Below are 24,001 nucleotides of genomic sequence, written 5' to 3'. Positions count from 1 at the left end.
CATTTGTGGTTTAGAAATGAAGTTTTACACTATCTTATGAGCAAGCACCGTATTTGTAATTTAACTAACTAAGATGAGCAGAAGTAAGTTAGCTTCTGCTCTTATTAATTTATTGATAATGTAATTATTTAAAAGTAATTTAGCGGATTAACACTTTGATTGATATAGAAAAAATAACCGGATAACTTGGGGGGAAAAAGGATTGAATGAATCAATTTCAGGTCAATGTGTACTTATAGGAGAACACCCTAATAAATCCATTTTTGCGGAATGGTTGTCTCACGAAGATTTACCTATTTTAAATAATAAAATACATAGGAAATTAATCGAAACAGAGGGAATGCGTGAATATGCAGTTGAACAAATCTCTGATTGGATACTTACCCATCATATCGCGGATTCAACAATTGCTAGATTAAAACGAAAAAGAGAAATGATAGTAAGAAAATATGGACTAAATGAGTATTTAAATCAGCAGCAAATGCTACCTGTTGCTGAAAAAACAATGAGAGGAAATGGAGCGGAGATAGTTCTTGCTGAATATCTCCAGGCATCAACCCCACTTCAATTATTATTATATAAATTACGGTATAACCCAAATGTGAGTCAATCCATCAAGGGGGATGACGTACTCCTTTTCAATAAGGAGAATCTCGCCGATAAGGTTATTCTAGGTGAATCGAAGTTCAGAAAAACACCAAATAAAGCTGCTGTTAAGGAAATCACAGATGAATTTGGAAAAAAATTAAAACTGCCATTATCAATACTCTTTGTTGCAAATAGACTTAGTGAATTAGGTGAAGAAGAGCTCGCAGATAAATTAGAAGAATTAAATATTGATGTTAAACAGGGGAAAGTTCCGGTGGTTAATGTTGGGTTTCTACTAAGTAATCATAATACAGCTACAAACGTAGAAAACCATTTAAATTCTGAGAACCCTAGTTTTATTTTTTTATCTTTGGGATTAGATAAGCCTGAAGAATTAATATCCCAAAGCTTTGCCCTAGCAAGTGAGAAATTGAAAAGGGGTATTGAGAATGAAGATTGAAAAAGCAGAGGCTTTATTGGAGCGGCTAGAAAGTGATAAACTTATTCAAAACTATTTTGCTCAAAGTGATTCACGCTATATCCTTTTTAATGTTCAGGAACCGTTTGCGAACTTTCCGAACTACTCACCTGATTTAGATGAAAAATTAACTGGTATAGCTATGTCCTACATATCAATTGGATGTTCCTTTGCTGAAAACGGAAGTAATAGTCAATCAATTTTCCCCTTAGAAAAGGGTGCCGTTATTTTAGAAAACATATATAGTCCAATCGCCAATAGAAATGAGTTTAGTACATATTTTATTTTAACAAGCTCTCTGGCATTTTATGCAGCTAATCAATACTCAAAATCCTTTATATTATTGAAAAATATCAGTGTTGATACAATAATTGCAAAATTAATATCGCTATTTTTAAGAAGACAGTATTCAGAACTGGATAAATTCCTTTCTGAAATATTTTTGAGTGGTGAATATAGTGATAAAACCATATCAGAATTAGATGATGAAGAATTTGCAAATAATAGGGTCTATGTTTTAATCCTTTCAAAATCATTATCAAGTTTGCTAGAATTTATCTTCACCGGAAATGAATTATGGCTAAGGAAGGCAAAGGAATATCTAAAAGACTTATTAGAACTATTAGAAATTGATGCTGAACCGTCTTTGTGGTGGGTTATAAGGCTATTTATGTTAATCGTCGAAGGGTTTCAGGAGAATTCTTTGTGGAAGGCGATACCTCCTTATATAAATGGGGAAGATATGACAGTAAGGAAGTATATAGCATCAATGGCTTTCCAAAAGAGTCCCGTAGTAGAGATTTTCCATTCCCAGAAAATTGCTTTGCCGGTGGTATTAGATGATAAAGGTGCAGTCGTAAGTCTACCGACAAGTGCGGGAAAAACAAGAATTGCGGAGTTTGCAATATTAGATTGCCTAGTAAAAGGGTATGAAAATAAAATACTTTATTTAGCTCCATTTCGGTCATTAGCATATGAGGTAGAGGATTCAATCTCAAAAGTATTCGGACCATTAGGATTTGAGGTATCTCATCTTTATGGTGGTTCACAGTTTAGTAAACTTGATGAGATGGTAATAAATGAATCAAACATTATCATTGCAACCCCTGAGAAAGCAAAAGCAATACTAAGAAGCAACTCAGAAGTTAAATCAAATATAAAACTCGTAATTATTGATGAAGGACATTTAATTGGACCAGAAGAGAGGCAGGTTTTAAGTGAAGTTTTCATTGAAGAGTTAAGAATTCATCTAAATAGAAACCAGGGTAAAATGATTCTTCTTTCAGCGGTGTTACCGAATTCATCAGAAATTGCAAGTTGGATATCCGGGAATGAAACAATGGAGGTTAATTCAAATTGGCGACCATCCTCTCAAAGATTTGGTCTACTTGAATACAATGGTAGGAATGTTAATATTACTTGGAAAGGTGAAATCGAGTCATTTAATCGAAACTTCATTAATCCGTTTATTGTTAAGAGGGCTAGGTCTGAGTATAGATTTCCTAGAGAAAAAAAGCAGGCAGTTGCAGCAGCTGCATTAAAGTTAAGTAACTCTGGCTCAGTATTAGTTTTTGTTTGTAGAAAGAATATGGTCTTGTCTCAAGCTAAGGAAGTAATACTTTCGATGGGAGAAAATAAAGAAGAACATATATGGACCAGTATAGATGAATGGAGTGTTTTTAAATTAGCTTGTGATGAAGCATACGGTGAAGAATCAAAGGTTTACCAATGTGCTAAGTATGGAGTATTATGCCACCATTCTGGTTTGCCTACTGAGGTAAGATTAGCAATGGAAAAATTAATAAGAAAGGGCAATCCCAAGATAATCGTTGCTACATCTACTTTAGGGCAAGGTGTTAACATAGGGGTATCAACTGTTATTTTTTCGAATGTCTGGTATGACGCTGAAAATAAAATTAGTAGTAATGACTTTTGGAATATTGCTGGACGTGCTGGACGAAGTTTTGTAGACAGAGAGGGCAAAATCCTCTTTGTAGTTGACGCTAGTAGAGGTTCCAGTTCATGGAGTGCTAGAAGGGATAGAAGACTGGCACTTGAATATTTTGAAAGTGGAAATCAAGATAAAGCTATAAGTGGTTTACTACATATTATTGATTATATTTATCGTGTTGCAAAAGCTACAGATGTAAGTTTTGAGACACTACTCCAAATGATAGCGGAAAATGACTATTCCTCCTTAAAAGAGAAGCATACTGATGACTTGCTCACCCTATTTGATTGGATAGACGATACATTGTTGGCGTTGAATTTAGAGTTCGAGAGCTATGGATGTGAAAATTCTTCCGAATGGATAGATGATTACTTTAGACATTCATTAGCTTATATCCAAGTGAAATATTTTGAAAATTTAAATAAGGAAGACATTATTTCATTTCTGAAGGCTCGAAATAAAGGGGTATTAAATTTGGCGGGAGAGCCACAATTTTGGAAGGGATTAGTATCATCCAGTATCCCAATTCGTTCAGGGCTATTTATTAGAAATGAACTACCAGTTGTACTAGAAATTTTGGAGAAATATCAAAAATCAAATAAAGCTATTGAAGATTTATTAGTCTTTTTAAAGGATACAGAAATATTTATATCCAGATTCCCGTCAAAGCAATTTGAAAATAATGAAATAGAAGATGATGTAAGGGAATTATGGATAACAGGGCAATCAATTTCTTCTCTTGATGAAAGAACTCTCAAAAACATTAACGAATACTTTGGTTATACACTACCTTGGGGTATACATGCAATAGCTAGGATGTTGTCTGAGTTAAACAATGATGAGGGTGCTAAAGAATACGAAACATTAGCTGTATTGGTTCAAATGGGATTACCCAACTTGTATGCCGCTAAGATACACTTGGCAGGTATTCATTCAAGAGTTGCAGCAACAGAGTTAGGAACTGCATTAGATTCAGAGTATGAAGAACTAAGTGTTAGACGTTTAAAGCATTATATTATTGATTCGGTGGGTAAGCTTCCTGGTATTACTGAGAATACACACCATTGGGTCTCATTGTTAAAATCCAATGAAACTAATATTACGAATGAAATGGTGAAAATCCCAAATTTTATCTTCGAAGAAGGTATCTCCGTTGATAGTAAAGTATTAAATGCTAAGGGCTATGATGGAAATACCTTTCTCTGTAGTCCGGATTATTCTTTTATAGATAAGGTTGAAGTTAATAAGGAATTCCCGTTTGATAAGGTTACAAATAATTTTGGAGTCTATTTTACTAGTAATAATGGAGAGTGGAAAATGCAATTAAGGAACCCCTATCTAAAATATGGCTTAAGTAATAATTAAAGTTGAACGAATTAAATCAGGTCTTATTTCTGGTGGTAAAAAATCACTTTTTACTATACAAGGATAAAGCTATTTCAGCATCTTGCTTTGTTATACGAAATACTGATTGAAGATAGTTGATAGATGGTGATTCTCCATAGTCTTCAATATAGCCAGTAATAAAAGCTTGTAATTGAACTTTAATTGGTGCATCAACTACTTTGAATATATCAGCATTGATATCAATTTACGTTTTAGTATAAATTATGAAGTCTTTTCTTTTCAAACTGAATCATCCTTTCCTTGATTTATGCACATTATCTCATAAATTGAGCCAAACGAGTAATCAACATCATTATATAAAAAGTTTGTTTCTGCTGCTTCATATTTTAGGGAAATAGGAGAAAATTTGAAGATTATTGTTAGAAAAAGGCGATTGAATCATTTTGACTTCAATTAATTTAATTACTAGAATAAGCTTAATTAATATATTTTTGTCTAGATGATATAAAGGAATCCCCTATCCAAAGTTTTTTCGATTTGGATAGGCGGATTCTTTTCCAGTTTTATGGGCTTTTGTACATATCGTGTATATACACAAGTTATGGAGGTGTTGGAAATTGGGCAGGAAAACCCCTTGGACGCTAAATAAGTATCATCGATATTTAAAAGAAGGACTTGGACAAGGTGAGGGTAAGGATTATAAACCTTGGAAAAAAGTTTCCGATTTTTCATCTAAACAAACAATCAACAGAATACCTGGTATCAAAACAAACAGGATACATTTGCTTTCGACTTTAGAATACCAACATTTTTTACTGCTAGATTGGGATGATTCCATCATTGATATTAGAGAGCATTTCCCCATTTTGAACCTAATCGAAGTATTGGCTATTGCTGATAACTTAAATGTTCAGTACCCGCGAGACAGGGTTACTCAGGTTCCAAAGATACTTACTAGTAGTTTTTGTATAACAAAAATGGTTGAGGGGAAACGGAAAACTATTATTCGTACGGTTAGACATTCTAATACATTAAAAATCAGATGGAAACTGATTCTGTTAGAAATTGAGCGAGTCTATTACAAAAGGCTTGGCATTGATTGGGCGATTTTAACAGAACAGAATATCCCTAAACAACTAGTCGATAATCTACAAGAGTTGTACACCCATAAAGAATTAGAAGATTTACATGAATTTGATATAAAAAAGGACCAACTTATAATAATGTCCCAAAGGCTGAAAAGCAATTTATTAAAGGAAAAAATGTCTCTACTCGATATGTCCATAGGTTTAGGTAATGAGTTTGGGGTTGAATCTGGTGTTTTCCTATACTTGTTCAAACACTTATTAGCTAGTAAACAATTAAAGATAAATTTAAATGAGCCAATCGATAAACGTACCAGTCTTTTGGGGAAGCTATCTGAATAAAGGTAAGGACATAATATTTATATTTATGGGGATATTGGCAAAGAGGAAAAATTAAAAACGCGATTTTGCCGCAGTTAAGGAAGGGAATGTAGAAATATGTTACCTGTTGCTGTAAATTCTATTGTTGTTACAGAATTGCCAGATGGTACTTTACTAAGGCAGAGAATATTATGGATAGACAATGAGGGCTATGATTGTTTCATTATTGATATTGATGATAAAAAAGCTCTCCCGGTTTATCGACGTTTTTCCTCAGTCCTTCAGGGTCTGGAGGATAAGGAACTATTTATTGAGCTAGTTGACCCCTATTTGAAAGTTTTCCACGAGGAAAATATTCCTGATAAACATAAAAACCGGCGGGATAAAAATTGGCAATATATAAAAGAGGCTGTTTCTTTAGAAAATGAACCTGATATTTTCAACGAGAAAATAAGATGGAAGATGATACAAGAAATCGTTGAACAGCATGAAAAGCTGCATGCTATGACTGTATATAAATATTTAAGAAGATATTGGCAAAGAGGAAAAAATATAAATGCTCTTCTTCCTAATTATGAAGCAACCGGGGTTAAAGAAAGAAACTTCGTTAAGAGCAAACCTGGACCAAGCCATGAAAACGTAAAATATGAAGGAATCCCTCTAACTAAAGAAGTAAAGAACCAATTCGATAAAATACTCAAGAAATACTATCACGTTGAAGGAAATTCGACACTTGAATATGCTTATAACCAGTTAATTAAGGAGTATTATTCAGATGAAGTTTATGTGGATGGAAAAAGGGCATTTATTACAAGACCTAAAAGACCATCCCGTAGACAACTAATATACTATAATGCAAAACACTATAAAACATCAGAGCACAGGAAGAAGAGAATAGGTACAAGAAAATATAATTTAACCGAACGTCCTGTATTAGGTGCTTCCATCGTTGAGGGTCCCGGTTCTGAGTATCAAATAGACTCGACTAAAAGCAATGTATATCTGGTATCAAGATTTAATCCGGGAGAAATTATTGGACGAGCTACCGTCTATTATGTCATAGATGTATTTTCGCGAGAAGTTGCCGGTTTTTATATCGGGGTGGAAGAGGCATCGTGGGTGGGTGCTATGATGGCACTTGCGAATGCAAATATGGATAAGGTTGAATTCTGTAAAGAATATGGATATGAAATTACTCCAGATATGTGGCGAGCTAAACATCTTCCCCTATCTATTCGTTCTGATAAAGGTCCTGAATTTACCAGTGATAACATTGAACCATATTTACAAGTATTTTTAATCAAGTTTAATAATACCCCGACTGGTAGGGCAGATTTAAAGGGTATAGTGGAGCAATATATCTTTAGGGCAGAGGAAAAAATTAAATCCCTACTTCCTGGATACGTTCATAAGGATGCAGGCGAACGTGGTGCCCCCGATTATAGAAAAGACGCTGTGCTAACAATTGAAGATTATACGAAAATCATTATTGAAGGAATATTAAATTACAATCAGAATCACTGGATTGATAATTACCCAGTAACTAAGGATATGCTAAGGGATAATGTAAAGCCTATACCAAACGAGTTATGGAGTTGGGGAATAGGTAAAAACACTGGAATTCTAAGATATGCCGACCCAAAAATCGTTAAGTTAAATTTATTGCCTGTGGAAAAAGCCAGCGTAACGCCAAGGGGAATAAAATTTGAAAATATGTTCTATTCCTGTAAATATGTTGAAGATGAAGATTGGTATTATCGTGCTGAACAAGAGACTTGGATGATAAAAGTTTCATATGACCCAAGATTGGTTGATTATATATATATTCACCTTGGAAATACGGATTATAAAGCGTGCGAATTACTTTCAAGGAATAAAGTCTATTGCGGAATGACATTTGCAGAGGCAAAACTCAAAATGAAATTGGAGGACCATGCAAAGGCGGACCATGACTCGGTTGTTCTCACAGGAAATACAAATCAAATTGCAAATATTGAGAAAATAGTACATGAGGCAGTGAAAAGAAAAGGGGATAGACAAATTAAAGAGGTAAAGACAACAGATATTATCCCAAATAGAGCTGTTGAAAAAGAAGCTGAAAGGAAGCAAAGCGCATTTATTTTGACCGAAAACAATCCTTATCAGCAGCATTCACATGTACAGGAGAAAATAGAGGTGGAGGAAATATATGAGGAAGATGATGATGAAATCGATTTAGCCTTTTTGAAGAAATTGCAGGAGGAGAAAATGAGATGAGTGAAAATAAAAATAAAGAAATAGGAGTACCTGCACATTATATAGACCAAATAATCCCCGATTATAAAGGAAACCCGTTAATAGAAGCTTTGCCGCATATTTTAACTAAGAAGGAAGTATATGGAAAATTGGCTCATTATCCAACTATCTCCCAAGAGATAAAGGAACTTGATGGGGTATTTCGAATACATCTCATTCGCCCTACAATTAAAAGCTATTTTCAACCGTTTCAAGAGCACATAGAATTGGAACAAAAAGTATCTATTTGTATGAGACAAGGGTACTTTGATAGAAATCCCCTGGACCCTAAACAGATTCAGAGGCTTTACGAAAGTCATAGTAAAATTGTAAATAAAGAGCCTTATGAATATTGTTTGGAAGAACAAGGGGAAGAAGGTCATAGCGGTACCGTATTCATAGGAAGTTCAGGTATCGGAAAAAGCACTTCTATGGATAAAATTTTAAGTTTATACCCCCAAGTTATCTCTCATGAAAAACTAACCAGAATTCAGATTACCTATCTTAAAGTAAAATGCACTTATAATGGTGGGTTAAAAGGACTCTGTTTTAATTTTTTTAAGGAACTTGATGGATTATTGGGTACAAAGCACTTAGAATATGTTACGAAGAAACGGCTTGGCGTAGAAGAATTGACTAATTATATGGAGCATTTAGCAAGTTTGTATTGTATCGGTATTCTAATTATTGATGAAATCCAGCTTCTCAGTGTACAAAAAAGTGGTGGAGCAAAAATAGTGCTAAATTTCTTTGCATCGCTAATAAACAAAATTAGTTTGCCGGTTTTTCTTATTGGGACACCAAAAGCGATAAGGGTCTTGGCAGCGGAGTTTAGCAATATCCGCCGATTAACAGGTGATGGTCCTCAATTTTGGGACCCAATGAAGAATGATAAAACCTGGAGACTTTATTTAGAGGGATTATGGAGAATTCAATTGACGAAAACATTTACCCCCTTAACAGATGAGTTCGTCAATTTAATGTATGAAGAGAGCCAGGGCATTATTGATGTGGCTATGAAGTTATTTCGCTTTTCTCAAGAAAAAGTCATCAATAAAGGCGGAAAAGAAATAATAACTCCTCAAATAATTAAACAGGTGAAAAAGGAAAAATTCACTCTGATGGAGAAAGCTCTCAATGCCTTAAAAGAGGACAATGGTGCAATGTTGGAAGATGGGTTTGAAGATATTAAACCAGTCAAAAGGAAAGTCATTCCATTAAACCAAAATCCAATAACGAAAGAAGACTTAAGAAAAGCTTTGGAAGCGATTGAATTGCAAAAGTTGGAAAAGGAAGTTGTTCATGAAACAAAGCTAGATAAAACAATTGCCAAGTTAATAGGTATGGGGATTGGCAAGAAAAAGGCAAAAAGATATGCTCAATTGGCAATTGAGGAGTTGGGTGAAAATGAAACGGAAGAGAAATTAGCATTTAAAGCAATTTCCTTTGAATTCAGCCGACAGGATACGATGGGAAACTCCCAAAAAACTATTGAAGATAGACCTGATGAAGACGATGAAAGCTTACTAACGGCTGCTGCTTCAGATGGTGAAGAACTAAAAGATGTATTGAAGAAAAAAGGATTTATCCAAGTTCCCTCAATAGAATAGTATAAAGTGGGTTATCGGAGATAAGCTATTTCTTTAAATAGTGGATAAGCGAATTTTAACCTTTAAAAAATACTAAAGAGCTCGGTGAAACCAAGCTCTTTTTATAATGTCATTTATTAGTTTTTACAGAGTATCAAGTCCTAAATAAATATACACATAAAAAAGTAAGCAATTCTGTAATTTGAGGTCTGGTGAATCGAAATAAATTGAAAGATTAAAAGTAATCGTATGATTATCTTATAAATTGTCCATCCTGTATACTAATCTACCTGATTCGGAGGGGAGTTAGTATGATAGGTTACTTTCCTTTACTTTATAAAGACGAACTGCTTTATAGCACCATTGCTCGTTATCATGTTCACTCAGGAAAAACAAGTTTTAAAACAACTATTAGTGAGTTATTTGGGAAATCCACAATGAGAGCAGTAATAGATTTTCCTTGTAATTTAAAAGATTTAGAAGATAATTTAGCTTTTAATAGACTAAACAGTGAAGTATTTATTAAGGACCATACATTGTTTCCGCTATACAAACCCTTTTTGCCGGTAGAAAGGGCAAATATTATTAAATCGAAACTAAAAAGAGGGGAAAACAATAATATTCATGCCCAAATAGGTGTTACGGCAAATAGGATACCTGGCAAAAGCTACTTGGATTATTGTCCAACCTGTTATCAAGAGGAATTAGAGAAGTATGGAGAACCGTATTGGCATCGAATACATCAAGTACCTGGCGTTCTTGTATGTCCACATCATGGTTGTTTATTGAAGAATAGTATTGTGAAACTTCCACTTTCTAGCCAGCATGAGTATGTTGCGGCTTATTATGCTGTAGACAATACCGAAGAGACCAAGGGTATGCCCTCTGAAGAAATATTAGTTAAGTTATTTGATATAGGAAAGGATTTATATTGGATTATTAATTCTGATATTCCCGCACAACCTATTAACTATTATAAGGAAAAGTACATTTCAGCTCTTATACACAAGAATTTTGCTACGCCTACTGGTAGAGTAAATCAAAAAGAGCTGGTTATCAGTGTTATGAATTTCTTTTCTCCCGAATTATTGCAGATGCTTAATTGTAGTATTGTTAAAGAAACCGAAAATAATTGGGTGCAGGAGCTGGTAAGGAAGAATCGGAAGGCTTTTCATCCGCTACATCATGTATTAATGATGAGATTTTTATTTGGTTCGGTAGAGAATTTTTTCAAGGGACCAAAATCTAGCGAACCTTTTGGGAAGGATTCTTGGTTCTGCCTTAATCCAGCAGCGGACCATTATTTGAAAAGATGTGTTACTGAAGTTACTTTTTGTATAAACCCTAAATCAAAAAAACTAATTGGAAGGTTTAGTTGCTCTTGTGGTTATATCTATACGCGGAATCTTGAGGAAGGGGATGAATTAAAGAAAAGTAGGGTTCTGGAGTTTGGACCGGTTTGGGAAAATGCTGTGGAATCCATGATTAGGGATGGAAAGAGTTTAACATATATATCAAATGCTCTGAACACCGATATTAAGGTTATAAAAAAGCATTTAACTTTAATAGAGGAAAAGCAGTATCTTCATACGATAATTGAAGATAAAAAAGGACAAAAACAGCAAAATGAAACTTTATTAATAAAAAGGGAAAAGTGGTTACAACTCCAAAGAGAAAATCAAACTTTATCAATAAGTGAATTAAGAGCGGGTTCACAAGATTTGTATTTCTGGCTATATAGAAATGATAAAGAGTGGTTATATAACCATTCACCATCAAGGAAGGTTTTTTCTCGAAATACTGTAAGGGTAGATTGGGAAGAACGGGATAAAGTGCTTTTAGCGGAGCTAAAAAATGTAGTAGATAACTGGAATGATGAGGAAAAACCTATTCGAAGAACAATAAAGTCCATTTCAATGAAAGTAAACAGGGTGGTTTGGGTAGACAAATACGCAAAGAGATTACCCCTGTCTATTGAATATTTGAAATCTGTAGCAGAAAGTGTTGAAGACTTTCAAATAAGACGGGTAAAAATTGCGATAGAACATTTGGCAAAAGGGAATTTGTTTATTAAAGATTGGATGGTATATAAAAAGGCTGGTTTAAGACCAGATATTTCAATTATGGTTAAGGAAGTTATCACTCAAGAAATCGAAAAATATACTTAGATGATTTGGAAAGATTACGAAAATGCATTTTTGTTTATCCTTTTAAGGAATTATCAATCGTTGATTCGAAGCAGAGAAAATTAGTTCTCTGCTTTTTTGCATTTGGTCTTTATTCATTGTGGTAAAAAAGGGTTATTTGTGAATTTTTACTAGTTTAAGAAATTATTATTTTGACTAGACTATTAGCAAAAAGAAAGATGGTCAACATGGGGCATTTAGAAGAAATCATCATTCGTTGTATCACCTCCTTACGTGAAAAACAGAGAAGTTCAAGGAAACTTCTTCGAACTGAAAAATTTGAAAATGAAGTAATTGGAGCTGCGGGTTCTCCTCGAAAATATAACGAGTTGGGAGGGTATAAGGAATTTCATAAGGTCATCACCCGGCTTAAGAAGGATGCTATTCTTCAAGATGTAACAAATCCTGGATTCAATGGTAAACGACCTCGCCTAAACGATACCTATTGGATTACACCTAAATACGTTGAAAACACATGGAATAAAGCAGACATAGCAAGAGTAATGAACTATATCGATTTAGGATTTTACTTAAGACAGAAAAAATATCAGACCGAGGATGAGTGGAAACTGATACTGACACTCTATGAATTTGTAAAAAACAAAGACACACATATAAAAATAACCAGAGAGGAGCGGTCACTGATGTTATTTAAATATGAACAACTTCCTGATGATATTGAAGCGGAAAAGTATTTAGCTTCTTCACATGGAACGAGCTTAATGAATCGCCTCCAATTAACGCCAGAAGACCTTTTGTATAAGGTTGTCCATGAGCCATTTCAATATTGGAAGAATGAAGCAGTGCCAGAAAACTATCTACATGAGGTTCTGGTCGTAGAAGGGTTATCTACTTATCAAACTCTTAAAGAAGTATTAATCCGACAGCTTCCCTGGAATTTTGGACCTATCCCACATTACCTGGTTTGGGGAGAAGGATACAGAATATGTAGTACATTGGGCTACTTAAAGGATATAACCGATGACCCTACCCAGCTGACGATACGTTACTCAGGGGATATTGATTATGAGGGTTTCAATATCTACTTTGATGCTAAAAATAAACACAGAGACTTCAATATTTCGCTGGCGCACCACTTTTACTCGTTTTTAATTTCCTTTTCAAATGAAGTTGCGACTAGTGTATTAAAAAAACAGAAGGTAATTGAAAAAAACCTGTATTTGCTACAAGAGGAATTTAAGGACTACAAAGAAACTTTTGAAGTTATTAAGACGTTATGGAATCAACGGAAGCGAATCGCTCAAGAGTGTATTAATTTTGAGACTCTTCGCAATAAGGGAGGGTTTCAATAATGGAAAAGGCGCGGCAATTATCCTTCGAAGATTTAGGGTCTCGCTTTAAGACCTTAATTCCTGTTTGGATTCTTGGCACAGGGGCAAATTTTGGTCGTTTAAACCCTTATGCTCGCCACTTATCATTCACCCTGATTGCAGTGATTTTCTATCAGGAATTATTGGATGATGTCAGACGAACAAGGGATGACCTGGTACAGACGGTTTTCAAGATGGCAGAATCCATGAAAAAAGATTGTGATTGGTTTGAAGCCGAAAAGATAGTAGATGCTCTTATGGTTAATGAGGGCAGTTCGAAGCATACCTTTGCCTTCCAAGAACAATTCTTTAATGAACATAAAATGGAATGGGAGACCTTTCGTTTTCAGTACCTTGAGATTGATAGGGATGCGACAAACTTTGAAGAAGGGCTGCCGGTTTACAAACTATCTGAAGAAGCACAGGCTCTTTTTTTAAATACTAATGAAATTCAAAAACATCTTCCTGTTTCGATACAGCAGATTCTGGTTGAATTGCTGATTGAAAAAGGTGAGTTGAAGTCTGCTTTAAGAATGTTGGATTCGTTAAACCATCGGGTTATGACCCTGTTAAAAGAGGAAAAAATCCATATGGATGAGCTTATCAGGAATCCAAAGTCAACCATTTACGAAAATAAAAGTCGATGGGGGAAACAATTGAAAGATGTGGAGGCACAATTTGATGAAGAAAGCCAAAAGTACCGGAAACTAGATGGAATTCTAAGGAGAATTGCTGTGTCTCCAGAGCATCAAAATACCTACATGCAATTAACTAAACGACTCTCAAAAACTAAAAATAATCACGATAGGCTAGCAAAATTGGTGATTGAAAACGTCCGATTGGAATTGCAAATAAGAAACTCTCATTTCCGGAATATCTGGCTAACCAATACCACCTCATTCAGGAAAACGATTTGGGAAGACAAAGCCAAAGTAGTAGGTTTTGCTCATCCCGACGAAATGTTAACGCTGGTAGAATCATTGTTTTCGCCCTATAAGCCTTCCATCTTACCATTGGAATGGGGAATTGAGGAGCATCTGGATTTATCTCGCCCCACTTTTGGAGGAACTGGAACCAAGACAAAGCCCCAATTAGAGCCTATATCCCTCGATTGGGATTCCATTTTAACATTATGGAAGCCAATATTTGAAGAGTTGTTGAAAACAGGGAGAGTTTCCTTAAGGCATTTGCAACAAATAGATGAGTTAACGATGGCAAGGTGGGTTGAGAATCGGGAGGCTTTTGATTTTTGGTTAGCCTTCGCTTCGATGGACGAACCTTTCATAGTTAATGAGGAAAACCTTCAACAAATAGACAGTGACGATAAAGCCTTGTTGCTCTCCAAGTTGATGGAGGAATATCCTGAATTATCCATATTAAGGAACAAACAGATTTTTAGCATTCCCAGCAAAGACTCAATGGTTTTACGAAATAAAATCGATGTATCTACCTATTTATTAATCATGGAGGAGGCGGAAGAAAATGAACATCGCGCAGATTGAGAGGGCAGCTTTTGAATTAGTGGCTTGTTTATGGCAGAGAAAGTATCTGCCGAATGACCATCCATTAGTCCATCCATATATTGAATCTCAGGAAGTTCGAAATTGCGTAAGAAGGCTGGCGGAGAGCTTTGGGCTAAGGGTTGTGAGACAAGATAAACACATACACATTCTTGTGCAACCCCACAACTCCTTCCACACTAACCCGATATCCGAGTTGAAAAGGAATGTTAAATCCTATGAGAATCGAGTTGATTTATACATCATGGGAGTTGTGTGGATGGTCATTTGTTCCGAAGCGGATAACGACATTGATTCCAAAATCAAGTGGGAGAATGAAGGGCTATCCTATGGTGAGATTGAGGAGTTAGTGACCAAAGCCTTAAATCACTGGCACGAACTTGATATAGAATCGGAAGGGACATTTTCTAAGGACTGGTCACTTGCGGTAAAAGAAATGCATAAAAAGTGGAAGTTGCTTCGGTATCACAAATTAGAAAATGGACGTGTAAGTTATATCAAGGAATCTAAGTTTGGATTGATTGATGGAGCAGTAAGAGAGTTGGAAAAGGATAAAATGGTGTTTATAGAACGAACTGCACAAACCAGCCGAATGACCCCAACGCCAGTCTTCTTTGAGAGGTTGCGCGCACGATTTGGAAATATGGATAGATACCAAGACCGTTATGATGTGTTCCAAGTTTTATTAGAGGATGTAAAAGAAACTGGAGAAATGGGGGCATAAGGATTATGGAATTTTCAAACAATCGAGTTTTAGACTTTAGTATAAAGGAAATGAATCAAGTTAAGTTTTCTAATGAACTAACTGAATATGGGCTACTTGTTATTCCAAATGGTCATGGAAGAGGAATGATTCATAAGGATGTTTTTCGAAATTTGAGGAGTAATGAAGGGGGAAGAGCATCATGGAAGCGAGACTAGCAAAGATGAGAGTTGTTGGATTGAAGTACGACTCAGGAAACATACATACGGATGACTTAAAGTTGGACTTTACCATTCCTGAATCTATGCCTGGTCATGCAGCCTATATTCTTAGAAATGGAGGCGGTAAGGGGGTTTTTTTCCAAACATTGTTTCAAACATTAGACCCTTTGACTTCGTGGAAGAAAGACCTTAACCATGTACATCATTTCTTTTTTAATGATGAAGATAGACCCATCGAATACACCTTTCATATTGTCCAAGAATGGCAAGTGTCATTATCCAAACGTGTGATACTTGGTATAGCGGTGACTCCGCGCCTCGTCTCGAATGATAAAAAGTCTCAAACAAATTCTCCCATAGAGCTTGATTATTTTCTTTATACTATGGAGCCTTTAGTGATTGAGATGGCTGATATTTTTGAACTTCAGTTATGGAATGAAAAAGAAAAAGAGGCGGTTCCTTTCAATACTTGGAAAGAAGCAATTAAATCCGATAAGTCATTCCATTTTTATTCGAAGCAAGACAGAGATTCATATATAGAAAAAATTGAGGAATATGGGTATGATACCAACACGGTTAACATTTTAAAAAGAATCAATGATGGCGAAGGCGGGTTCGGAGAGTTCTTCAAAGGCTCTACCGATAATACTGGTTTGTTCTACAACCTTCTCATTCCAACAATAAATGATAAGATTGAGGGAATCGATTCACGGAATAAAAAAGAGGTATCCGTTGTAACCTCTTGGTTTTTAGAAGCCTTGAAGATTTCAAAGGAATTGCCCGACCTGTTAGCAATGGTAGACAGCATTGAACAAATTAATGATTTTATTCTGCCACTTCAAGACCGCTTTAGGGAAGGAGAAGAAATTAAACAGTCCGTAGAGATTTGGGAAAATAAAGGAAGTGAACTCCTTCAACTCCTAATGTCATTAATGGATTACAAAGAAAACCAAGTAACGAAACTTGAAAAGGAACAAACTGCCCGGAAAGAGCAACGTGACATAGCAAGATGGAAATATGCAAATATCGATTATATTGTTCTGCACCAAGAGAGGGATGAGGTTGATGGGCAATACTATGAGTTGGAACATGAACAATTAAAAGCAGACCTTGCCCTGAAAGGATATCAAACGCAACTTATAAAGGAAAAAGTGAATCTTGAACTAAAAAGAAGAATGGACAAACTGGATGAAATAGAGGCTAATAATCAGAGCATTTCGACTCTAATGGATTCGGAAGATTTAAAAGAAGCAACAGCCGGTCTTAAAGAAATTAGGGAGTATTTTAACAAGAAATGGGAAAGTATTTCTGAATCCTGGCAAAAGGAAATGAACCGGAATGCACGCTCTATCCTCGCTCATGAGACCAAAATTCAGCAACTTAAAATGGACATGGACTCCGAGAGTAAACAAAAAAGAGATTTGGAATTTAAGGCATATGACCTTTCGAATGCAATAGACCAATTCGAGAAAAAATTAGAGGAAGCTTGTATACAGTATGGGGCAGAACTGCCTTACCAGATTTCCGACATCATAGATGAGACCAGAATGGAACTAACCCAAGTTAAAACAGCTTTTGAAAGCGCATCGAAGTCTCAGTCTATTTTGGAAAATGAAATTTTAGATACAAGGATAGATTTAGCCAGGCAGGAAGACCGTGTGAAAGCAATTGGAAGTGAAATTAAGCAAGTGGAGAATGAAAGCATAGTTGCTACCCAAAAAGAAAATGAACTGATAGCCAATGTCTCCAAAATTTTAAAAACACATTATCCTTTTGAACTGGAAAGGGAAAGTTACTACGAAATCAGGAAAGACCTTGAAAATTACTTAGAAAAAACTAAGGATGCCCACAAGGAACAACTTAGAAAAATGTGGACCTTCCAGGAAGATATTCATCTAATAGAGGAAGGGGATAAGATTGGTTCCTATATCCCAAACAGTGACTTACTAAAAGTAAAACAATTATTAGATGCTCACCGCATTGAATCCATGTATGGAAGCGAGTATCTCCATCATCTTTCCCGTGAAGAAAAGCAATATGAACTGGAGCGGAACCCAGCTCTGCGATATAGCGTTGTTATATTGGAAGAATCATTTGAGTCATTAAATCTTTCGTTTATTGAACAAGAATTAATTCGTAGTCATGTTGTATTGGTCGATAAAACGAAGTCAAGTAAAAAGGATAAGCAGAGCACAGCGAATCCGTTCTTAGACAAACAAGATGAGATGAATTATTTGTTCAAAGACTTAAGCTATAGTTTCCTTGAAGATGAATATGAGTTTGAGCAATGGAAAGTTATGGTGGAGAAGAACGCAGATGATGCAGACCACGAGGTTGGGGCGTTTGAGAGAAAAATCGAACAAATCGAGAAGGTTTCGAAGGAATTGGAAGTCCTTTTAAGCGGGATTCTAAAAACGGAATTGGCTCTTAAACTTTTGAACCTCCAAACGGAAGAAAAAAAGCAAACGAATATTTTATCAGACATTAAAGTGCAGTTGGAAGAGAAAGAAGGGGCACTTAATAAGAAGTTGGAAGAGGTTGAGTCACTGAGCAATAAGTTAGAAGTCCTTGAAAAGAATGAAAAGGAACTCTTGCTGTTAGAAAATGAACTGGAACAAGACAAAGAAAACAGAAAAACAAAATCGAATTTCCTTAAGCTCATCGAGGAAACAGAGAACGGCATTACACAATTAGAGGAAGAAAAAGGGAAAATAACTATTCAAAAAACAAACAACAGTGCAAGTTTTAGCAACTGGATGGGATATGTTCGAAGCAACTACAGTACATTAAGGCGGATGTTAGGGGACATACAAATGCCAGTAGCAGCCGTAATCGATACGTTTGATGAAAAACAGGATTTACGCTCACACTCCTACGGTCATTCATTGTCCAAAGAAGCACGAGAGAATATCATCAAATACCATGAGCTTGACAAGAACATAAGCAATAAGAACATGCGATTAGCTGAACTGAATCAAACGGTTAAAACATTGCAAGAACAAGTCATAAAACACGAAAATATCCTTCAAGATTTGTATGGGAACTCATGGAGTGAATTATCTGTACCTGAGAGTGATGAAATGCATCTTGCAACGCTTGTAACCCAGGCAGAAAAACAAAGGGACCAAGGAAAAGCAAAAGTGGATGGAATCATGAGCAAAATGAAATACAATCGTGAGGAAATCGAAAAGCTTGAAAAGCGCTTGGAAGATAAAAGGAAGGATATGGAGAAGGACTATCCTCGCTTTGGTGCTGAATATATAGAGATTCCGGATTGGAAAGCAGCGAAAGAACAATATCGAAAAGAGCGGAATCTCTTGGAAAGGCAGTATAGTGAAACAAGAGAAGAAATCACCAAGCTTCATACGTCCATCGAAGGGATGGAACAAACAACTCGTCTTCTAAAAGACTTGAAACTGCCAGTTCACCCTGCTCAAGTGCTATCAGAGCAAGAAAGAGTGATTATTCACGAAAATCCTATAGAATATTTTACTAAGTGGAACCAGAAATATAATTCGTCAACCACGAATTATCGTAGCTATCAAGAAAATCTGGGGAAACGTATTACACAGATAAAGGAAAAAATTGAGTCCTTTACTAATATACCAGAAACGTATCAAAAGGAATTGGTCCATTTCTTATCCACTATTCGGGATATGAGCTTTGATGATGCCGTGGCTTCTTTGAACAATTATCTTGATTGGGCAAAAAATAACCTTCAAGATGAACTTGAACAAAAGGAAAAAGCGGACAAAGCTGTTGACTTGTGTGCAGAACGTCAATCCAGAAGGGTTCTTGATGTCATCAATGTTCTACAGGACCTGGTGCGGAAATTGACAATTATAAACTGGAAAAAGGAACGTTTTCCATTAATAAAGTACAATAAGAACTTTCCTTTCCCGACAAAATTAGAGGATATCAAGCCTTTGGTCAAAGAACTTTGTATGAACGAAATTGATTTCTATGTTAGTAAATATAAGGACAAAATTGATAATTTTACGGTGCATGATATCGTTAAGACCATGAATATATCAAAGTTAGTATTAAAGGCTATGGGAGATTTTCCTCGCTTAATGATTCATATTCCTGATATTGAGGGTGGATTACTTCGAGGGGAAGCCAAGCATGCGGTATACAAGGAATGGGAAACAATTAATCAAGGAAGTGTCACCTCCTCGACAAAGAGTGGAGGACAAACATTGCTCGCTCATTTCATTGTTATAGCCATGATAATGAGACAGCGGGTAGAGGAAAACAGTCCATTGTTCCTTGTCACAGATAATCCGTTTGGAACAATGTCAGCGCCAGAATTGGTTGAAGGAGTATTCAGTTTGCTTGACCTATTAAACATTCAGTGGTTGGTTGTTGCACCACCAATTACAAATGTATCTATTACATCCAAGTTTCCTACCATTAACAATATGAACATTGAGGTAGTTGAGGGACGTAAAGTCCTTGAAAAGAAACTTGTTAAAAACTATCGTAAATATCTGCAAAACTTTAGTGTGCTGGATAATCCAGAAGAAAAAGACCATATATCATAATGGTATAGATAAACCGGATGCAAATGTGTCCGGATTTTTTTCGTCCATATATGAATTAACTAAATAACTTTGTTAAAAGATTGCATTAACTGCTTCACATGTTGATGTCCCCATAATCAATCCCTGTGCTTGTTTGGAACCCAGGTAAGGATTTGTTGAAGTGGTTTAATTTGCAATACTTACTTACTAATCTCTACGATAACTCTTTATTAAAAGAGAAACAAAATGTTCTTTTATCTTGTCATTAGCGAGATAAGTAATTTCCTTTCCGTTTACACAACACGTTCCCGAAGAAGGGAATACTATTGTAAAGATAATAGGTTATTATCTGTATTAACCGGTTCCGGCTGATGCTTTTTCGTATCCTCAATCGGTGATATAGTATAAGAAAGAAAACGGAGGAGATTTTGGTGGAAGAATTATTACAGCAAATCTTAAGTAAATTAGAAAGTTTAGAAAAATGACAAGAACGCCTGGAGAAGAAAGTCGATAGCGTTGATAAAAAGGTAGATAACTTTAAGACATCAATAATAAAAGATTTGAGCACATATATCGAGAGTATTACACAACATATTGATGACTCTAATGAAAAGGTTATAAATTACGTTGACGACAAGACGGAAGCATTGAATAAGCGTATCTTCGCCGTAGAAACTGATGTTCAACGATTAACAAGACAATAAAAATAAGAAAGTTCCGGCAATGTTGCTGGGGCTTTTTTTGCATTTATGTATATTAATAAGGTTTAAATTGAAGAAAAATGGGGGAAACAAATAGCGAAATGGTCCTCGTTTTCCCAAATTGAACGGCTGAAAAATATTTCGCAAAAAAAAGATTGCAAAACCGTGGAGAAATTTCTGCTGTTGTTTTATTTTTGGTTGGTATATTTCACTTTATTTTATATATTGATAGAAATTGCGGTGGCAGGATTATCCTTAGGTGGGGTATTTTCCTTGAAATTAGGTTACACTGTACCTATAAAGAGGAACATGCCAAAACGAAGTGGTACCCGCGCCTATAATCGTAGAAATAGTAGAATACAGGAGTAATTGTGAAAAATTCTGCGTTATTACAATAGATATCATGTAAGAGGGCATGGGAAAAGCAGAGCATCCAACCAGGTCACGCAGGACTCCATTTGGAAAAAATAAATCCGGTGCTATAATATAGTAGTGTACAAGGAAGAAATATTTGGAACAAAACTTGGATTCGAACAAAAAAAGGGTTGCATTATAAACGTGAAGTGGTTACTTTGTCAAGAGAGAAAGTTAGGTAGAATTATACCTACCACTATATATTGATTTTTTTAGAAAGGATAATACAATATAAGTAGAAACATTTTCGGATAAATGGAACAACTGATATCGTGTTATTTTAATAGCCAATCAAAATACGAGGCATTTTAGAGAAATTTTTTCCAAATACCCCTTGATTTACACATTGACAGTGTATAAGGGGTAATGTGAAGAATTATTTGGACCAAATCTTAAATATATAATAAAGGTCAAATTATTTTTAAATAATGGAATATATTTAAGAATAGGCGAATATAGTGATTATATAGAATAGCGTGGGGAGTTTAGCTATCTGATAGATTATCATTATCGCAAAAAAAGGTTGACTGTACTGAAGGCTATTTGAAAAGTAATAAAATATATAATCTCACAACCGGTTAACATATCGAAATTAAATGGGTATAATGGTACAGAAATGAAAAAACGCCCAAAAATTTTCAAAACAGCCCTTGTTTTTCCAGTTGACAGTGTTATATAATAATCGAGGGTACATATTACCTATTTTGGAAAATGGTAGTTTTGGAGTGTTTTACAAGTCTTTTGTAGGGGTATTCCGGGAGCCATTAAGTCCCGTTCGCTAAGACGATATAAAGTAATACTAAGTAAAGAGAAATGAAGCCTCAAGGGTTAAGGAAAGAGGAGATACACCTTGCAGTCATTACAACTGAATATCGTGCAAGCAAAAGGTCCGCCGACCAATGTGTTTCCTAGGCTCACTAAACGGTTCCTCATGTTGAACCTGGAGGTGAGGAAAACATGACGGTCGCTGCATTTCTGTTAGTTGTTACAATGTTTTTTGGTAGTGCTGCATATGAGTTATACGCAGACACTAAAAAGGCAATCGATAACGAAATTTTATCTTCTAAGACAAGCATTTCAGATTTTGTAAAATTCTTCGTATTGCACAGGTCTTTTGGTCCATTTGTTGTATCAGCAATTATCTGGTTTTTAGTGTTTCATATGCCACTATGGATTTGTTGCTTGCTATTCGTACTTTATTTTATAGCAAATCTGGCATATGTGCCGATAAAAAGAAAAATTCAGCTAACCACAGCTGAACGAAGAAAGAAAAAATACGAAAAAACAAAACAAGCAATTCGCGAAGTATTAGACGAACGAAATCTCAAGGGTTAATTAGGTCGCCACAACCGAAAAAACCCGAATCACTCTCCAAACCACTGGGGAGTGATTTTTATCTAATCTCCATCATATGATGAAAAAGAAAATAAAATGCTTGTCTACTTAAACTTTTACTTAGTAAGCCAAAAATATTTTTATTTACTGAGACAAAAATTATAGTTGGTAATACTCCACTGTGGAAGGTGAAAATGTAACTTTTACTAGGTAAAATCTTAAGTTCTAAAAAAAGAATATCATTCTTCGGAAGTGGAATCAAGCATTTTTCCTTAAAAAAGGCAACTTGATTATTATATCTACTATGTTATTGAATTTTCAAGACCTTTTTAACACATTTTTTTGTATTAGTTTTAAAAAACCTTTTTATTTTGAGTCAAAACATTAGAAGTATGCCCATATTAATTAGCTTTTAAACATAGCCAATTTAAAAGAAATTAATGGTCGATAATACAATAAAAAATAATGAAGAAAATATATTAGTCGGGTGGTGCAATTATAGATGCTGAACAAAACTTAAATAGAGAATGAGGAAACTGACTGTTTCTCATGATATTTCTCAAACTGGATTAACAGAGGAGGAATATCGAATTCTTGAAAACCGTGTGAACCCGGAACTTAATCAAGATGATGAATTACTGGATTTATCAGAAGAATAAGGGATAGAGTATTATTCATTAACTGGGTGCTTAAGTAGAAAACGAAAATTAAAGACCGAAAATAAGTGGTCTATCTCTTTTTAACTATTTGAAGAGCGTACGTTCGTGTTTAATGATACCAAAGTGATTACGATGACAATACGTGACCGAGGGAAAATCAAATGGACTGCTGCTTATCTTCAGCCCGAACGTGATAATGCTGAAAAATCGCTTTAAGGTTAGCTTCCCCTATTCCCAATAAGTAATAATTAATATATCTAACGTCTATTAGCAAACATTTAAACATTCCCGGTTAAGGTCATTTTGGTTAAAACAGTAATATTCGGGGCAACTGCCATCAACATTGATTTTGTTTGTCTAATCGATAATTTTATTTTCGTGCAAAACTTCAAGCACACTTTCTTAAGTCTCTCTCTTGATAATCCAGTTTTTCTTATTACCTCCTCGCTGCACCATTCAAGGTTTGTTTCCCATTTTAGCTTTTTATACGAGAACCAAGTGCCGATTTTAAAAGAATCCATTTCTTTCTCTCCTTAAATTAATCAATGTTCTTTCTGAAATTAGATGCTTTATGCTGAACAAAAGTTTCAACTTCCCGCTGTTGTTGCTTCTTACTTCGAATAAAAGCTTTACCTCTTTTGAGGCTTTCCTTGTATAATTCTACATCTTTACTTAATAAACCAACTAATTCTTTTTCCGTTAAAAAAATTCTGCACTTGGTTAGTGGGATTTCAATATAATTCATTCCTTGGCTTCCTTTCAGTATTTAAATCAG

At 35.2% G+C, this 24,001-nt stretch carries 15 protein-coding genes; 13 read left to right on the top strand and 2 right to left on the bottom strand.

The annotated features are described in order from the left end of the window. Positions 1–202 precede the first annotated feature (202 nt). The 13 genes from BN1082_RS25840 (at position 203) to BN1082_RS28655 (ending at position 23,226) form a co-directional block, all read left to right on the top strand. Positions 203–1,048 (top strand): Hachiman antiphage defense system protein HamA, encoded by an 846-nt coding sequence (locus BN1082_RS25840; protein ID WP_245640565.1) that lies wholly within the window; start codon positions 203–205, stop codon positions 1,046–1,048. After that, a complete protein-coding gene (locus BN1082_RS25835; protein ID WP_090640108.1) occupies positions 1,038–4,382 on the top strand; it encodes a DEAD/DEAH box helicase in 3,345 nt (1,114 codons plus the stop codon). Before BN1082_RS25840 ends, BN1082_RS25835 begins: the two co-directional genes overlap by 11 nt. A 599-nt stretch (positions 4,383–4,981) precedes the next feature. Further along, the gene (locus BN1082_RS25830; protein WP_141650926.1) at positions 4,982–5,791 is read left to right on the top strand and encodes a TnsA endonuclease C-terminal domain-containing protein; all 810 of its coding nucleotides are present in this window, start codon (positions 4,982–4,984) and stop codon (positions 5,789–5,791) included. Between the two features lie 96 nt (positions 5,792–5,887). Beyond that, positions 5,888–8,026 carry a DDE-type integrase/transposase/recombinase gene (locus BN1082_RS25825; RefSeq protein ID WP_090640103.1) on the top strand — a complete coding sequence of 713 codons (2,139 nt, stop codon included), beginning with the start codon at positions 5,888–5,890 and terminating at the stop codon, positions 8,024–8,026. Continuing rightward, on the top strand, positions 8,023–9,654 hold the full coding sequence (locus tag BN1082_RS25820; RefSeq protein WP_090640100.1) for an ATP-binding protein: 1,632 nt from the start codon (positions 8,023–8,025) through the stop codon (positions 9,652–9,654). Before BN1082_RS25825 ends, BN1082_RS25820 begins: the two co-directional genes overlap by 4 nt. Before the next feature lie 290 nt (positions 9,655–9,944). Continuing rightward, positions 9,945–11,801, top strand: a complete 1,857-nt coding sequence (locus BN1082_RS25815; RefSeq protein WP_090640098.1) for a TnsD family Tn7-like transposition protein — start codon at positions 9,945–9,947, stop codon at positions 11,799–11,801. Between the two features lie 170 nt (positions 11,802–11,971). Next, positions 11,972–13,132: a Wadjet anti-phage system protein JetD domain-containing protein gene (locus tag BN1082_RS25810; RefSeq protein WP_245640564.1), complete on the top strand. Its 1,161-nt coding sequence runs from the start codon at positions 11,972–11,974 to the stop codon at positions 13,130–13,132. After that, on the top strand, positions 13,132–14,652 hold the full coding sequence (locus BN1082_RS25805) for a hypothetical protein (RefSeq protein ID WP_090640093.1): 1,521 nt from the start codon (positions 13,132–13,134) through the stop codon (positions 14,650–14,652). Before BN1082_RS25810 ends, BN1082_RS25805 begins: the two co-directional genes overlap by 1 nt. Continuing rightward, a complete protein-coding gene (locus BN1082_RS25800; protein WP_090640090.1) occupies positions 14,633–15,394 on the top strand; it encodes a DUF6063 family protein in 762 nt (253 codons plus the stop codon). Before BN1082_RS25805 ends, BN1082_RS25800 begins: the two co-directional genes overlap by 20 nt. A gap of 5 nt (positions 15,395–15,399) precedes the next feature. Beyond that, on the top strand, positions 15,400–15,591 hold the full coding sequence (locus tag BN1082_RS25795; RefSeq protein ID WP_090640088.1) for a hypothetical protein: 192 nt from the start codon (positions 15,400–15,402) through the stop codon (positions 15,589–15,591). Next, entirely contained in the window at positions 15,576–20,138 is a 4,563-nt protein-coding gene (locus BN1082_RS25790; RefSeq protein WP_090640085.1) for a coiled-coil domain-containing protein, read from the top strand. Before BN1082_RS25795 ends, BN1082_RS25790 begins: the two co-directional genes overlap by 16 nt. A 2,051-nt stretch (positions 20,139–22,189) precedes the next feature. Then, positions 22,190–22,567 carry a hypothetical protein gene (locus BN1082_RS25785; protein WP_090640082.1) on the top strand — a complete coding sequence of 126 codons (378 nt, stop codon included), beginning with the start codon at positions 22,190–22,192 and terminating at the stop codon, positions 22,565–22,567. Between the two features lie 527 nt (positions 22,568–23,094). Continuing rightward, positions 23,095–23,226 carry a hypothetical protein gene (locus BN1082_RS28655; protein WP_281177063.1) on the top strand — a complete coding sequence of 44 codons (132 nt, stop codon included), beginning with the start codon at positions 23,095–23,097 and terminating at the stop codon, positions 23,224–23,226. A 278-nt stretch (positions 23,227–23,504) separates the two neighbouring features. On the opposite strand, the gene BN1082_RS25780 is transcribed toward BN1082_RS28655, so the two are convergent. Both BN1082_RS25780 and BN1082_RS25775 read right to left on the bottom strand, forming a co-directional pair. Beyond that, the gene (locus tag BN1082_RS25780) at positions 23,505–23,747 is read right to left on the bottom strand and encodes a hypothetical protein (protein ID WP_090640080.1); all 243 of its coding nucleotides are present in this window, start codon (positions 23,745–23,747) and stop codon (positions 23,505–23,507) included. 17 nt (positions 23,748–23,764) lie between these two features. Continuing rightward, positions 23,765–23,971, bottom strand: coding sequence for a hypothetical protein (locus tag BN1082_RS25775; protein ID WP_090640078.1), 207 nt, complete (start codon positions 23,969–23,971; stop codon positions 23,765–23,767). Positions 23,972–24,001 lie beyond the last annotated feature (30 nt).

The sequence above is a fragment of the Neobacillus massiliamazoniensis genome (assembly GCF_001048695.1).
GTDB classification, from domain to species: domain Bacteria; phylum Bacillota; class Bacilli; order Bacillales; family Cytobacillaceae; genus Neobacillus; species Neobacillus massiliamazoniensis.
The sequence above is the reverse complement of the archived record's forward strand: the minus strand, read 5'-3'. Positions and strand labels throughout refer to the sequence as shown.